This window comes from Pseudarthrobacter siccitolerans, assembly GCF_001046895.1.
GTDB classification, from domain to species: Bacteria; Actinomycetota; Actinomycetes; order Actinomycetales; family Micrococcaceae; genus Arthrobacter; species Arthrobacter siccitolerans.
The window spans coordinates 204,781-217,137 of the sequence record NZ_CAQI01000044.1; the positions used below are offsets into that span (position 1 = coordinate 204,781).

General features: G+C 68.5%; 13 protein-coding genes. 3 read left to right on the forward strand and 10 right to left on the reverse strand.

Translation table 11 applies throughout. The features are described 5' to 3' along the window. Positions 1–114: 114 nt before the first annotated feature. The 5 genes from ARTSIC4J27_RS11710 to ARTSIC4J27_RS11730 form a co-directional block, all read right to left on the reverse strand. Positions 115–621 carry an HAD domain-containing protein gene (locus tag ARTSIC4J27_RS11710; RefSeq protein ID WP_050055370.1) on the reverse strand — a complete coding sequence of 169 codons (507 nt, stop codon included), beginning with the start codon at positions 619–621 and terminating at the stop codon, positions 115–117. Positions 622–636: 15 nt separating this feature from the next. Next, positions 637–1,323: a hypothetical protein gene (locus ARTSIC4J27_RS11715; protein WP_050055371.1), complete on the reverse strand. Its 687-nt coding sequence runs from the start codon at positions 1,321–1,323 to the stop codon at positions 637–639. Between the two features lie 64 nt (positions 1,324–1,387). Further along, complete coding sequence (locus ARTSIC4J27_RS11720) at positions 1,388–1,816, reverse strand: VOC family protein (protein ID WP_050055372.1); 429 nt, start codon at positions 1,814–1,816, stop codon at positions 1,388–1,390. Positions 1,817–1,924: 108 nt separating this feature from the next. After that, a complete protein-coding gene (locus tag ARTSIC4J27_RS11725) occupies positions 1,925–2,590 on the reverse strand; it encodes a response regulator (protein ID WP_050055595.1) in 666 nt (221 codons plus the stop codon). 68 nt (positions 2,591–2,658) lie between these two features. Beyond that, on the reverse strand, positions 2,659–4,602 hold the full coding sequence (locus tag ARTSIC4J27_RS11730) for a DUF4118 domain-containing protein (RefSeq protein WP_050055373.1): 1,944 nt from the start codon (positions 4,600–4,602) through the stop codon (positions 2,659–2,661). A 117-nt stretch (positions 4,603–4,719) separates the two neighbouring features. Here ARTSIC4J27_RS11730 and ARTSIC4J27_RS11735 point away from each other — a divergent pair, with 117 nt between their 5' ends. Beyond that, positions 4,720–5,340 carry an L-threonylcarbamoyladenylate synthase gene (locus ARTSIC4J27_RS11735; RefSeq protein WP_050055374.1) on the forward strand — a complete coding sequence of 207 codons (621 nt, stop codon included), beginning with the start codon at positions 4,720–4,722 and terminating at the stop codon, positions 5,338–5,340. A gap of 4 nt (positions 5,341–5,344) precedes the next feature. On the opposite strand, the gene ligD is transcribed toward ARTSIC4J27_RS11735, so the two are convergent. Continuing rightward, positions 5,345–6,367 carry a non-homologous end-joining DNA ligase gene (gene ligD / locus ARTSIC4J27_RS11740; protein WP_050055596.1) on the reverse strand — a complete coding sequence of 341 codons (1,023 nt, stop codon included), beginning with the start codon at positions 6,365–6,367 and terminating at the stop codon, positions 5,345–5,347. Between the two features lie 69 nt (positions 6,368–6,436). Between ligD and ARTSIC4J27_RS11745 the strand changes: the two genes are divergently transcribed. Further along, positions 6,437–7,129: an alpha/beta hydrolase family protein gene (locus ARTSIC4J27_RS11745; RefSeq protein WP_050055375.1), complete on the forward strand. Its 693-nt coding sequence runs from the start codon at positions 6,437–6,439 to the stop codon at positions 7,127–7,129. Between the two features lie 35 nt (positions 7,130–7,164). Here ARTSIC4J27_RS11745 and ARTSIC4J27_RS22930 read toward each other — a convergent pair whose 3' ends face one another. From ARTSIC4J27_RS22930 to ARTSIC4J27_RS11760, 4 genes are all read right to left on the reverse strand, one after another. Next, complete coding sequence (locus ARTSIC4J27_RS22930) at positions 7,165–7,320, reverse strand: hypothetical protein (RefSeq protein ID WP_167344675.1); 156 nt, start codon at positions 7,318–7,320, stop codon at positions 7,165–7,167. 153 nt (positions 7,321–7,473) lie between these two features. Further along, positions 7,474–10,116, reverse strand: a complete 2,643-nt coding sequence (hrpB, locus tag ARTSIC4J27_RS11750) for an ATP-dependent helicase HrpB (RefSeq protein ID WP_050055376.1) — start codon at positions 10,114–10,116, stop codon at positions 7,474–7,476. Between the two features lie 25 nt (positions 10,117–10,141). Beyond that, positions 10,142–10,723, reverse strand: coding sequence for a hypothetical protein (locus tag ARTSIC4J27_RS11755; protein WP_407681131.1), 582 nt, complete (start codon positions 10,721–10,723; stop codon positions 10,142–10,144). Next, positions 10,713–11,156 (reverse strand): hypothetical protein, encoded by a 444-nt coding sequence (locus tag ARTSIC4J27_RS11760; RefSeq protein WP_050055378.1) that lies wholly within the window; start codon positions 11,154–11,156, stop codon positions 10,713–10,715. The genes ARTSIC4J27_RS11755 and ARTSIC4J27_RS11760 overlap by 11 nt, the downstream gene beginning before the upstream one ends. Positions 11,157–11,515: 359 nt before the next feature. Here ARTSIC4J27_RS11760 and ARTSIC4J27_RS11765 point away from each other — a divergent pair, with 359 nt between their 5' ends. Then, entirely contained in the window at positions 11,516–12,349 is an 834-nt protein-coding gene (locus ARTSIC4J27_RS11765; protein WP_050055379.1) for a DUF4397 domain-containing protein, read from the forward strand. Positions 12,350–12,357: the final 8 nt, after the last annotated feature.

Here is a 12,357-nt window from a genome sequence, read left to right on the forward strand (position 1 = left end):
CTATCCCCCGGCTGCCTTGCACAGCATAATTCACCAGCTGTTCGCTTGGAATGACTTGCGGCGCTAAACAGCCGGCGTGAAACCTTATCGATCGTACGCGCCCCGGGCAGGAGGTCAAAACAGCGGCTGTCCGAGGAAGGAACTGACTGCCGCCAGCTCCGACGGCGAGATTCCCTGCCGGGGATCCGGTGAGACTGTGAGCACCCGGCGGCCCATGATCGTGGCCCACGCCAGGGCTTCGGCTTCGTACCCGAGCTGGTCGTCCACCCATACGACGGCGTCGGGCGCGGTCCGTTCCACATCGTCCTGGATGGCGTCGAGCTTCCACCAGCCGGGGCCGCTCCCGGTTCCTTCGGCCGTCAGGTAGGGCCAGCCCCCGCCGTCCAGGCCGATCGCCGGGCAGAGGTACTGCGGCGCCAGCTCCTCCCAGCTTGTAAGCCAGACGCAACGCAGCTCCGCCGCCGCGAGGGTGTTGAGCCCAGCCACGAGTTCGGGTGCGAAGGCAACGGGCAGCAAGCCGGCGTCTGCGCGCCGCCACGGGGTTCCCCAGCCGTTGTGCCCTGTCGGACCAAAGGGACAGACGACGCCGTCGACGTCGAGATAGAGCGTGCGGAGGGGCACGGGATGTTCCGGGTATCAGCCGCGCGGGGTATCCGCGGGGCGTTCACCCTGGCCGAGCATGGGCGCGATCCTCTCCTCCAGCGCTGCCACGGTGACGTCCGGCAGGACGATGAGGCCGTCCAGTTCACGGCGGGCCCGCTTGTACGCGGCCTGCCGTTCCGCGGGCGTCGCCGCATGGTTCTCCGCGATCTTCAGCAGCTGCCGTGCGGTGGCCAGCCGCTCGCGTTCCGGGCCGGTGAACTTGCTGTCCCGCAGGCGCCTGGCCTCGCGCTCCGCCACATCCAGTGCCACGGCGAAGCCGTCCACTGCTTTCCGGTAGGCCTCAACGCGGGAAGGGGAAGCCATGTCCGCAGCCGACGCCGGCCGCAGCCCGTCGGCTTCGCGCTTGGCACGCAGGAATGCCACGGTGAGGGGCTCCCGGACATCAGTCATGAGGGGAAAATCGATCAGCTTGCCCACATCGAGCTCGTACTCCAGCCAGCGCTTGTTGGTGGCGTCGTGGGCGGCCATCAGCGACTCCACGTCAGCGGTCGAGGCCCTTTCCGCCGCCTGCGCCTGGTTTCGGAGCTTGTACAGCTCCACTTTCCGCTGGTGCCGCCGGTCCCCGGCCTTGCGCCACGTGTTTGCCCAGTGGCCGGCCAGCGCGCTCATCGGGAAAACAAGCCACCATTTGTCTGAGAGGAAATCGAAGAGGGACTCCACGCGTACATCGTCGCACTGCGTGGCGTCCCTCCTCAAGGAAGTCGGGCCGGGCCGTCCCCGGCGGTTATGCGGTTCCGGCTGCCTGCGGAGTATTGACGTTGACCAGCCAGGCCACTCCATACCTGTCCGTGCACATGCCGAAGATGTCGCCCCAGGGAGCCTGTTCCATGGGTACTGTCACCGTGCCGCCGCCGGTGAGTTTGTCGTAGTAGCCGCGCAGCTCAGCTTCATCGTCCCCGCTGAGGGAGATGGAGATGGACGAACCTTCGCTGAACGGCATGCTGTTGGGAGTGTCCGCGCCCATCAGCACCAGGCCCTGCGTGGTGGTCAGCATGCCATGCATGATCTTTTCGGCTTCAGCCGGGTCCTCACTGGCTTGGAATTCCCCAAAAGTGCTGAGCGTCAGCTCACCGCCGAAAACTGACTGGTAGAAGTTCATGGCCTCGCGGGCGTTGTCACGGAAACTGAGGTAGGGGTTGAGGGTAGTGGGCATGGCTGGATCTCCTTGAGTTTGAACTGAAAGGAATGGAACCAGACAACATCCTGCCCCAAAGGGATGCCCCCTGGGTAGGGGGGGCATGACCCCTGCCCTTGCCCGTCTTCAGGGCACGAAGCGGTACCCGATGCCCGGTTCGGTCAGCAGGTGGCGGGGGTTGCCGGGGTCCGCCTCAAGCTTCCTGCGGAGCTGCGCCATGTATACCCGCAGGTAATTGGCTTCCTTTTGGTACGCGGGCCCCCAGGCATGCGCCAGCAGTTGCTGCTGCGTGATGAGGGTTTTAGGATTCCGCACCAGGATTTCAAGGATGTTCCATTCGGTGGGCGTGAGCCGCACCGCGTTTCCGTCGCGCAGCACCTGCCGGTGCACGAGGTCCACGGTAAAGCCGGAGGATGCCACCACCGGAGCCGATTCCGGACCCGGGACCCGCCGCAGCAGCGCCCGCAGCCGGGCCAGGAGCTCGTCCAGCCCGAAAGGCTTGGTGATGTAGTCGTCGGCACCGGCATCCAGTGCTCCCACTTTGTCCGATGAGCCGTGGCGCGCCGACAGGACCAGCACGGGGACAGAGCTCCACCGGCGGAGATTGCCAAGGACGTCCGCGCCGTCCATATCCGGCAGCCCGAGGTCCAGGACCACCACGTCCGGCACGTTGCGGCCGGCGGCGAGCAGGGCGGCTGCGCCGTCCTGTGCCACGGCCACGTCATAGCCGTGCGCCGCGAGCGTGATGCGCAGCGCCTTCAGCAGATGGGGGTCATCATCAACCACGAGGATTTTCGCGCCCCGGCCCGGCGGCGCCTCATCGGCGGCCGGCGCCCGCCGTCCCGCCGCCTGCGGTCCGGTCACGTCAACACCGTGCCCGTCCCTGGAATGGTGTCCACCGCCGGGCCCGCACTGCCGGCATCACCGCGGCTGCCGGTGGAGAGCGGCAATCGGATGATCATCGTCAGGCCTCCCCCGGGTGTCCCTTCGGCCGTAAGGGTCCCCCGCATCGCCTGCACGAATCCCTGCGCGACGGCCAGTCCCAGGCCCAGGCCGCTGGCGTGGGGAAGGTCGTCCGCCCGCTGGAACGGCCTGAACATGTCCAGCACTTTCCGTTCGGGGACGCCGGGGCCGTGGTCCACGATGCGGAGTTCGCCGCAGGGGTGCCCTTCAAGGGTCACACCACCGAGCCCGTCCGCCGTCGTGGTGACAGCCATTGCCGAACCAGGCGCGTGTTTGATCGCGTTCTCGAGGATGTTCGCAATGACCCGTTCCAGCAGCCCCCGGTCCGCCTCCACTGGCGGCAGGTTGGCCGGCAGCGCTACTGCCACGGCCCCCTCAGGAAGCCCGCGCAGTGCGGCATCAAGGGCCTCGCTCCACCGCACCGGTCCCAGCAGCGGTTCCACTGACCGGGCAGTTATCCGGGACATGTCCAGCAGGTTCCCCACGAGCGCATCGAGCCGGTCGGTACACGCATCGATGGTTTCCAGCAGCTCCCGCTGCTCGGCCGGCGTGTAGGCAACACCGTTTTGCAGGAGCCCGCCGGCCGCCAGCTTGATCCCGGCCAGGGGTGTGCGCAGGTCGTGCGACACCGCCTGCAGGATGGCGGTGCGCATGGTGTTTCCCTCGGCAAGCCGAAGGATCTCGTGCCGGCTGGCCTCCAGCTGCCGGCGTTCCAGCTGGGCCTTGACGTGCACCGCGAAGGCGCCAAGCAGCCTCCGGCCCGACGGCGGAACCTCCCGGCCGAACAGGACCAGCCACGTCACCGGGTCCACCTGGACAGTTGTGGTCCCGGTGACGCCGCGCAGGTCCTGAGTTCCGTCCTGCCAGCCGGAAATATCACCGGCTCCGGCCAGCAGGATCGGCTTGGGCTCCGGTCCCTTCCCCTCCGGAACCCTGTGCCCGGCTGCGGGAAGGTTGCTGACGACGGCGGCGCCGGAGGCAGCGAAGGCGTCGAGGGCTTCCGCGAGCAGGCCGTAGAGGGTGTCCTCGGACCGGGATGCACCCAGGGCAAGGTCCCCGAGGGTGGCAGCTTCAGCCTGTGCCCGGGACGCCTCCTTGGACCGCCGTGCAGATCCGTCCACCACACCTGCCACCGCAACCGAGACGCCGACAAAAACCGCCAGCGACAGGAGGTCCTGGGGGTCATGGATAGCGAGGTCGCCCAGGGGCGGAGTGGAAAAGTAGTTCACCAGCAGGCTGCTCCACAGCGCACCGGCAACGGCCGGCCATAATCCGCCCACTAAGGCTACGGCGACCGCGCCCGTGAGCTGGATCAGTACGGCGGTAGCAACACTGTGCTCGAACATGGCCAGGAGGAGCTGCAACAACGGCGGAAGGACTGCTGCGAGGGCAAACCCGAACCCGGTCCGCACGCCGCCCAGTTCCGTCCGCCTTCCGCGGCTGCCGGAGTTCCGGGCCAAGGGCACTACCTGGACGTCAATGTCCGCCGCGTCCCGCACCACCTTGGTGTCCACGCCCAGGCTGAACGGAGCTGTCATCCGGTGGCGGCGGGACTGCCCCACGATGATGTGGGACGCTTCTGCCGAGCGGGCGAACTCCACCAGCGCGCCGGCGGCCTCGGGCGCGGAGACGGTATGGTAGCTCCCGCCCAGGTCCGCAACCAGCCTGCGCTGGGCTTCGAGTGCCTGCGGAGACTCGGACCGTGTCCCGCCCGGGGTGCGGACGTGGACGGCGAGCAGCTCGCCGCCGTCGCCCCGGTGGAGGAGCCTCGCGGCGCGGCGCACCAGGAGTTCCCCGTCCTCGTCGCCCTGGAGCCCTACGACGATCCGTTCCATAGCCATGAGCCACATTCTGCCACCCCGCCCCCGCGGGGATGCGGCATCCCCGCGGCCCCTGTGACCCGTGGTCCAGAGCCCAGGTGGTGCGGCGGCACCGCGCGGGAACGTAGGCTCGGGTGCATGGCCAGATACTTTGACGTTCATCCGCAGGATCCGCAGCCCCGCGCCATTACCCAGGCAGTACGCATGGTGCTCGACGGCGGCCTGATCGCCTACCCGACCGACTCCTGCTACGCGCTGGGGGCCCAGCTGGGCAACAAGGACGCGCTGGACCGGATCAGGAGCATCCGGAAGCTGGACGACAAGCATCACTTCACGCTGGTGTGCAAGGACTTCGCGCAGCTGGGGCAGTTCGTGAACATCGGCAACGACGTGTTCCGCAGCATCAAATCCGTGACCCCGGGGAGTTACACCTTTATCCTGCCGGCCACCAAGGAGGTCCCACGGCGGCTCCTGCACCCCAGGAAGAAGACCGTGGGCGTCAGGATTCCGGACAACAGGGTGGTCCAGGCGCTGCTGGCAGAACTCGGTGAGCCCCTGCTTTCAAGCACGCTGCTGCTCCCGGACGAGGAAGACCCCCTGACTCAGGGCTGGGAGATCAAGGAGCGGCTGGACCACCAGGTGGACGCCGTGATCGACGCCGGCGACTGCGGGTCGGAGCCCACTACGGTAGTGGACTTCTCGAGCGGAGTTGCCGAGGTAGTCCGGCGCGGTACCGGGGATCCGTCCCGCTTCGAATAGCCTGCTAGTCCTGCTTCCGGGCGCGGCTGGGCTGCACCCGGGGCGGCTCGCCCGGCATCTTGGGGTAGTCGGGCGGGAATGGCATCTCCTGAAGCCCCGCCTTGACGTCGCGGTCCCACCATTGCAGCAGTGTGTCGATGGTGCCTGCTGTGCCGTGCATGTCCGCCCAGGGGTCCCCCACGGTTTTGAGCCGCTCCGGGACCGTCAGGATGGTGAAGTCTTTCGGGTCCGCGGTTTCCAGCTCGTCCCAGGAGATGGGGCAGGAGACCGAGGCGTGCGGCAGCGCCCGGGGGCTGTAGGCCCCGGCAATGGTCCGGTCGCGGTTGGCCTGGTTGAAGTCCAGGAAGATCCGTTCTCCCCGTTCTTCCTTCCACCAGGCGGTGGTGACCTTCTCCGGCATCCGGCGCTCCACCTCCCTGGCGGCGGCAATCACTGCGTGCCGGACGTCGAGGAACTCCCGCGTGGGCTCGATGGGCGCGTAGAGGTGCAGCCCGCGGTTGCCGGAGGTCTTGATGAAGCAGGTCAGCCCGGCCTCGGCCAGGACCTCTTTCATCGCGAGGGCGGCGGGGACGGCATCGCCGAAGTCCGTGCCCGGCTGCGGGTCCAGGTCGATCCGCAGCTGGTCCGGGTTGTCAGTATTCGCGGTCCGGGAGGGCCAGGGGTGGAAGACCACCGTGTTCATCTGGACGGCCCACACTGCTGCGGCGGGCTCGTCCAGGATCAGCATGGGATGCGACCGGGCACTCGGAAAAACCACTTTCTGCGTCCGGATGAAGTCCGGCGTCCCCTTGGGCGGGTTCTTGGAGAAAAACATTTCGCCGTCGATGTTGTCCGAGTACCGCTGCAATGCCACTGGCCGGTCACCGTTTGCGGCGATAAACGCCTCTCCTACATCGCACATGTAGCGTGCCAGGTCCAGTTTGGTGAGCCCCAGGTCAGGCCAAAGGACACGGCTGGGACTGGAAATGCGCATTTCGCGCTCCCCTTGGGGGCCCGGAACGGTAATGGTGGTCTGTTCGCTCGCCATGGGGACAACGTACACCCCGGCTGCGGCAACCGGTCAGATTTCAGCCCCGCGGTCCGGCATGATGGAGGAATGCCAGCACCGGAAATGCCCCTCACCATCACGGTGGGCGACGTCACCGTCACCGCCGCCTATGCCCGCCCCGACAATCCGTCCGCCACCATCGTGGTGGCCCATGGTGCCGGCGCCGGTATGGAGCACCCGTTCCTTACGGGGTTGACGGCGGCCTTGAACGGGCTTGGCCTTGCGACACTGCGCTTCAACTTCCCCTACCGGGAAGCGGGCAGCAAGTTCCCGGACCGTCCGCCCGTGGCCATCGCCGCCTGGCGTGCTGCCATGGGCACTGCCGCGGAGCAGGCAGCGAAGCATCAGGACACGGGCCCCCTCTGGGCAGCGGGAAAATCCTTTGGCGGGCGGATGGCGTCCATGGCCGTAGCGGACGGCATGGACGCTGCCGGGCTCGTTTACCTGGGTTATCCCCTGCATCCGCCGGGCAAACCTGAGAAGCTGCGGGACGAGCACCTGTACGGGCTGGCCACGCCCATGCTGTTCCTGCAGGGCAGCCGCGACACTTTCGCTACTCCGGAGATACTGGCGGACGTGGTGTCCCGCGTCGGCCCCCATGCCGTCCTTCAGTGGCTGGACGGAGGCGACCACTCGTTCGCTGTCGCGGGCAAGAAGCGTCCCGCAACCGAGGTGGGCGCCTCACTGGCCCAGCCCATCGCCGCATTCATCCGGGACACGTCCCCGTCAATGCGGTCCTGATCCAGCCAGCACCGCAACCGCAGGCTCAAAGGGCCTCACGCTGCGGCCTCCTCGTGCCACCAGCCTTCCCAGGCTGCGGAGGTCAGGCGGCCCTCGGGAAACGCACTGGTTCCGCTGGCGCCGTTCTGGGACCGGCCGTCCTCATTGGGGCGGCCGTCGAGCAACAGGTTAAGGCTGTTCAAGAGAAACATCTTTGGGTCCTTCCATGTCTGATGTGGACCACGCTGTCCAGGTAGGAACGAGCCTAACCGGGCCATGTTTCAACGCATCGACGCGACGTTTCGAGTGTGTATCTTAGTTCTCACGGCGCTGGAACCGGCCGGCAAGACGAGCCCGGAACGCAGCTACTGACGTGGTTTGACCCGTGCGGTTGCGGTTGCCTGCCAGGGATCCTCCGGCCAGGGGTGCTTGGGGTAGCGCCCCCGCATTTCCGCCCGGACCTGCGCATAGGGTCCGGACCAGAAGGATGCGAGATCGTCGGTGACGGCCAGGGGGCGACGGGCCGGTGACAGCAGATGGAAGAGGACCGGCACACGGCCGCCAAGGAGCCGGGGCGTCTCCGCCCACCCGAAACACTCCTGCAGTTTAACGGCCACCACCGGGCGGGCTGTGTCATCCGCGACGTCCGGGTACTCGACCCTGATCCGCGACCCGCTGGGTACCTCGAGCCATTCCGGTGCAAGGTCATCGAGTTTCGCCGCTGCCGGCCAGGGCAGCAGCCGGTGCAGCGGGCGGGCCAGCTCGATGGAGCGTGCGGCCGCTCCGCCCGCGAGGGCTTCCAGCTCCGGCCCCAGCCACTCGTCGAGCCGATGCAGCAGGGCGTGGTCCGAGACATCCGGCCACGGCGCGCCCAGTCCCCGGTGCAGGAAGGCGAGCCGGCGGCGCAGCCCTTGGGCCGCCGTCGACCATTCCAGGACACCGAGGCCTTCTTTCTTGAGCGCCTCAGCGACGGCGGCCCTCCCTTCAGCGGGAGATGGCCGGACCGGGGTGGATGCCAGGACGATCGCTCCGAGGCGCCGCACCCTGCGTGCCGAAACGCGCCCGCCGGCGAACTGTGCGGTCACGGCCTCGGCCAGGAGATGCGCAGCGGCTGCTTCGGCGAGACCGGAGGCCAGCGGCGCAGCGGACCGGATCACGGCGCCGGTACCGGCGGAATCCCTCCCGTCGGCCCGCGCTACCTCAGCGACGGCCAGCCATTCGTGGCCTGACAGGGAGCTTCCGGCCGGCAGCCCGGCACGGGTTCCGGAGGACAGCAGGTAGCGGTTCGGCGGGCCGGCATCGACCAGGCGCGCCACCCTGTCCGGGAAGGCGAGTGCGACGACGGCGCCCACCACTGCGGTTCCGGTCACCGGCGAGGGCAGTGCGGAAGAAGCGGAGAGCGGACCACGTTGCGCCAGGGCAGCAAGGCGGCGGGTGTCCTCGGCCCAGCGCCGGGCGGCTGCTCCCGGCTCGTTGCGCAGCTGTGACAGGAGGCGCGTGAGGTCGGCCCCGGGGGCACGGTGGTCACCCGACACCAGGGCCATTGCCTCCGCGGCGGCCAGCGGACCTGCGGCGGCTGCACCGTCGAGCAGTGCCCGGCCCAGGCGCGGGTCCGCCGGAATGGTTGCCAGGAGCCGTCCCATGCCGGTAGCGTGCCCGTCGTCCGTCACGGCGCCAAGCTCGCGCAGCACTTCCATGGCGTCGTCCATGGCCTGCTGCGGCGGTTGGTCCGGAAGCGCGAGGCCGGCACCTCGCGGAGCACCCCAGGCAGAGAGCAGCAGCGCGGCTCCGGTGAGGTCCGCCACCCTGATTTCCGGCGTGACGTGGGCCGGGGCCGCACCGTAGGCCTGCTGGTCATAGCACCGCACCACGCGGCCCGGACCCTGGCGGGCCGCACGGCCGGCGCGTTGGTCCGCAGAGGCGCGGGAACAGGAAACCGTGACCAGGCCGCTCATGCCCCTGCCGGAATCACGGCGGGGTTCCCGGGTCAGGCCCGAATCGATGACCAGCCGGACACCCGGAACAGTAAGGGAGGACTCGGCCAGGTCGGTGGAGACAATCACCCTGGCCTTGCCACCGGGCAGCCGCCCGGAAACCGCCCGGTCCTGTTCGGCGGCCGGCACTTGTCCATGGAGCTCCAGGACGTCAGCCCGGGTGTCCAGCCGCCTCCGAAGATCTGCGGCCACCCGGGAAACCTCCCGGGCGCCGGGGAGGAATACGAGGGCGTCTGCCGAGCTGTCCGTGCTGAGGGTGCGGGCGAGTTCCTCCTCGGCCGTCCGCGCCACGTGGTCCAGGAACGCGGGCGTTACGCCCCTGCTGTCCAGCCGCGGTCCCGGTGCGGGACGCCAATCGGTTTGAAGGGCGTGGAGCACCGAAGGGCAATCCACCACGGGAGCCGGCCCCCCGCCGTCGTCCTCCCCGGCGTCGGTGGTGGCGAGCAGGGCCGCGAAGCGGGGTGCGTCAAGGGTGGCTGACATGGCGACCACGGTGAGGTCACCGCGCAACTCCCTGACTTCGGCGAGCATGCCCACCAGCAGGTCCGTTTCCAGCCCGCGTTCGTGGACTTCGTCCAGCACCACGGCTGCGACGCCGTCGAGGCCGGGATCGGACAGCAGGCGGCGCAAGAGGATGCCGGGGGTAACAAACTCGACGACGGTTCCCGGGCCCGCCTGCCGCTCGCCGCGCACGGAGTAGCCGACGCGGCCGCCCAAAGGGCTGCCGTCCAGCATGGAGAGGCGCCTGGCGGCGGCCCGGGCGGCAACACGGCGGGGCTGCGTGACCACGATCCGCCCGCCGGCATGCGCCGGGAGGTTGGCGAGCAGCGGCGGGACGAGGGTGGTCTTGCCGGTGCCGGGCGGCGCCTGAAATACTGCCGTCCGGCCCGCACTGCTTCCGAGCGCGCGGGTGAGGGCAGGCAACGAGTCTGCGAACGCCAATCCGGCACCAACGGCCGTCAGGGCGAACGGTTTGCCGGCGAACGCCTGGTGCTGCCTGCCCGGAGAAGTCATCCGTCCATTCTGCCCGGAACTGCGGCTAGGGTTTGGCCTTGCCCTTGCCCTTTGCTTCCTTGGCGGCATCGGGCAGCACCGGCTGCTGCTGCACCGGAGCCGGGACGGGGACCGGAATAACGGCCGGCTGGTCGGGTTGAACCTGTGGCGCCGGTTGAGGTTGCACGGCCGCCTCTGGTGGGGACGTGTCCGATGCGGTCGTCGCAGGGGCTTCGGCGGAAGCCGCTGCCGCTGCCGCCAATTGTCCGGTGATGTCTACCCGCACCGCCTCCACGGCGGCGTCGATCCCCCGGTACCGGGACAGCGAGATCAGGCCCTGGCCGGCAGCATCGTTCAAGTCCTTCTCCAGCGCTTCCAGCGCCGCAAGGGCGCCGTCCATCCTGTTTTCAGCTGCGGCCTGGCTGATATTCAGGACCCTGATCTGCAGGCCCCGAAGCGTAGCCGCGTCCGAATCCGCGGGCCTCAGCAGCGGGGAAGCGGCATAGAGCACTCCCGCAACGCAGGCGGCACTCACCAGGAGTACGGCCGCGCGCCAAAGCCGGAACCGCCGCCGGCCCGGCACTGCGCCGTCAGTGGCACCGGCCGACGCCGGAGCCTCAGGCGGCATGCCGGCCACGGAGCGACACCAGCGCCGCCGACGGCGCCGGCAGAACTGTCACCGAAGCAGCGGACGCCTGGGCCGCTTTTGCCGGAGCCCTTGTTGCCCGTGGCGTTGTTGCCCGTGGCGTTGTTGCCTGTGCCATGGTTGCCTGTGCAGCTGCTGCTGCCGGAACCATAGCTGCCGGACGGGCAGGCAGTTCCTCCGGGGCCATCAGCCCGGGAGCCTTAGGGGCAGACCGCACTGCCCGCCGACCGAACAGGCGCTTAACCGCGGTCCGCAGCAGGATGGCGATTGAGTGCCCGAGGCCCAACCCCAGCAGCACGTGGCCGGCAAGATACTGGCCCCCGTGGCCGGCAGCACCAAAGGGAGCGCTGAGAGCGGCGGCGGCGCCGGCAGTGGCGACCGCCAGGGCCGAGGCGGCGGCAAGAACTGTACCCATGGCCTACTCCTGTCCTCAATTAATCAGCAGGCTTACTAGTATTGGTCAGCAAGCTTACTACCTGATCGCAGTGAAGCAAGAACGGGAGCCAGCGCTGGAAGGAGTGGGGCACCAGCGTGGTTCCTTCCTCCCTTCGGGGCCCGGCACGGATTCCGGACGGCACCTGCGCCCCGCCTGCGGCGAGGTGGACGCGGCGCAGCTGGAAGAGGCAACAGCGCGGGCGCTGTAGAAGCAGTAATCCACCACTCTCAAAACATTTTCCCGAATTCTTCATGCATCTGCATCCAAATGGCTGCTGGCGCCGGTAGTAGGTGTGTAAGCAAAAACCGCCCGCCTGGCGGGCCGAAGAAGGAGAAATCATGCGAACCAGCATTTTTGCATCAGGAGCAGTGGCAGTAGCGGCGGCACTGGCTTTCGCCGGCCCCGCCCAGGCTGCCGAAGGGGACGCCCAGCTCTCCGTCCTGCACGGGGTTCCCGGGCTGACGGTGGACGTGTGGGTCAACGGCGAACGGACGCTGGACGACTTCACGCCCGGCACTTTGGCCGGTCCCCTGGCACTTCCGGCAGGAAACTACGCTCTTGCCATCACCGCCGCCGACGCAGCAGACGCGTCCGCCGCGGTAATCGGCCCGGTCAATGTGACCCTTGCCGCCAACGGAAACTACACCGCGGTGGCCAACCTGGATGGCGCCGGGAAGCCCACGGCCAACCTGTTCACCAATGACGTCTCGGCGATTGCCGCCGGCAAGGGCAAGCTGACGGTGCGGCACACGGCTGCCGCGCCCGCCGTCGACGTCCTGGCAGCCGGGTCGGCAGTCATATCCAACCTGGTAAACCCGAACGAGCAGACGCTCACGCTTGACCCGGGCACCATCCCGGCTGCAGTGGCGGCGGCCGGAACCACCCAGCCCGTCATCGGCCCGGCTGACGTCACGGTGGCCGAGGGCACGCACACCATCGTGTATGCCTGGGGCAGCCTGGCGGACAACAACCTGCAGCTGGCCGTGCAGACCATCGAGGGCCTGCACTCAGCTCCGGGAGCAGTTCCGGGCGGACGCTCAGGTGCGGCGGATGAAGGTACCACCGGACAGGCCATGGCAGTTGCCGGGTTCGGTGCAGCAGGCCTTGCGCTCATGCTCGGAGCTGTGGCTGCTTCCCGCACCGCGGCCCTGCGCAAGGCCGGCCGTAAGTAGCTGACTGA

What these genes read in the sequence shown, in the direction of transcription:
- ARTSIC4J27_RS22930 (WP_167344675.1), bottom strand. Translation starts at nt 7,320, where the DNA reads ATGTTTCTCTTGAACAGCCTTAACCTGTTGCTCGACGGCCGCCCCAAT.
- ARTSIC4J27_RS11760 (WP_050055378.1), bottom strand. Translation starts at nt 11,156, where the DNA reads ATGGGTACAGTTCTTGCCGCCGCCTCGGCCCTGGCGGTCGCCACTGCC.
- ARTSIC4J27_RS11720 (WP_050055372.1), bottom strand. Translation starts at nt 1,816, where the DNA reads ATGCCCACTACCCTCAACCCCTACCTCAGTTTCCGTGACAACGCCCGC.
- ARTSIC4J27_RS11755 (WP_407681131.1), bottom strand. Translation starts at nt 10,723, where the DNA reads ATGCCGCCTGAGGCTCCGGCGTCGGCCGGTGCCACTGACGGCGCAGTG.
- hrpB (WP_050055376.1), bottom strand. Translation starts at nt 10,116, where the DNA reads ATGACTTCTCCGGGCAGGCAGCACCAGGCGTTCGCCGGCAAACCGTTC.
- ARTSIC4J27_RS11730 (WP_050055373.1), bottom strand. Translation starts at nt 4,602, where the DNA reads ATGGCTATGGAACGGATCGTCGTAGGGCTCCAGGGCGACGAGGACGGG.
- ARTSIC4J27_RS11745 (WP_050055375.1), top strand. Translation starts at nt 6,437, where the DNA reads ATGCCAGCACCGGAAATGCCCCTCACCATCACGGTGGGCGACGTCACC.
- ARTSIC4J27_RS11765 (WP_050055379.1), top strand. Translation starts at nt 11,516, where the DNA reads ATGCGAACCAGCATTTTTGCATCAGGAGCAGTGGCAGTAGCGGCGGCA.
- ligD (WP_050055596.1), bottom strand. Translation starts at nt 6,367, where the DNA reads ATGGCGAGCGAACAGACCACCATTACCGTTCCGGGCCCCCAAGGGGAG.
- ARTSIC4J27_RS11735 (WP_050055374.1), top strand. Translation starts at nt 4,720, where the DNA reads ATGGCCAGATACTTTGACGTTCATCCGCAGGATCCGCAGCCCCGCGCC.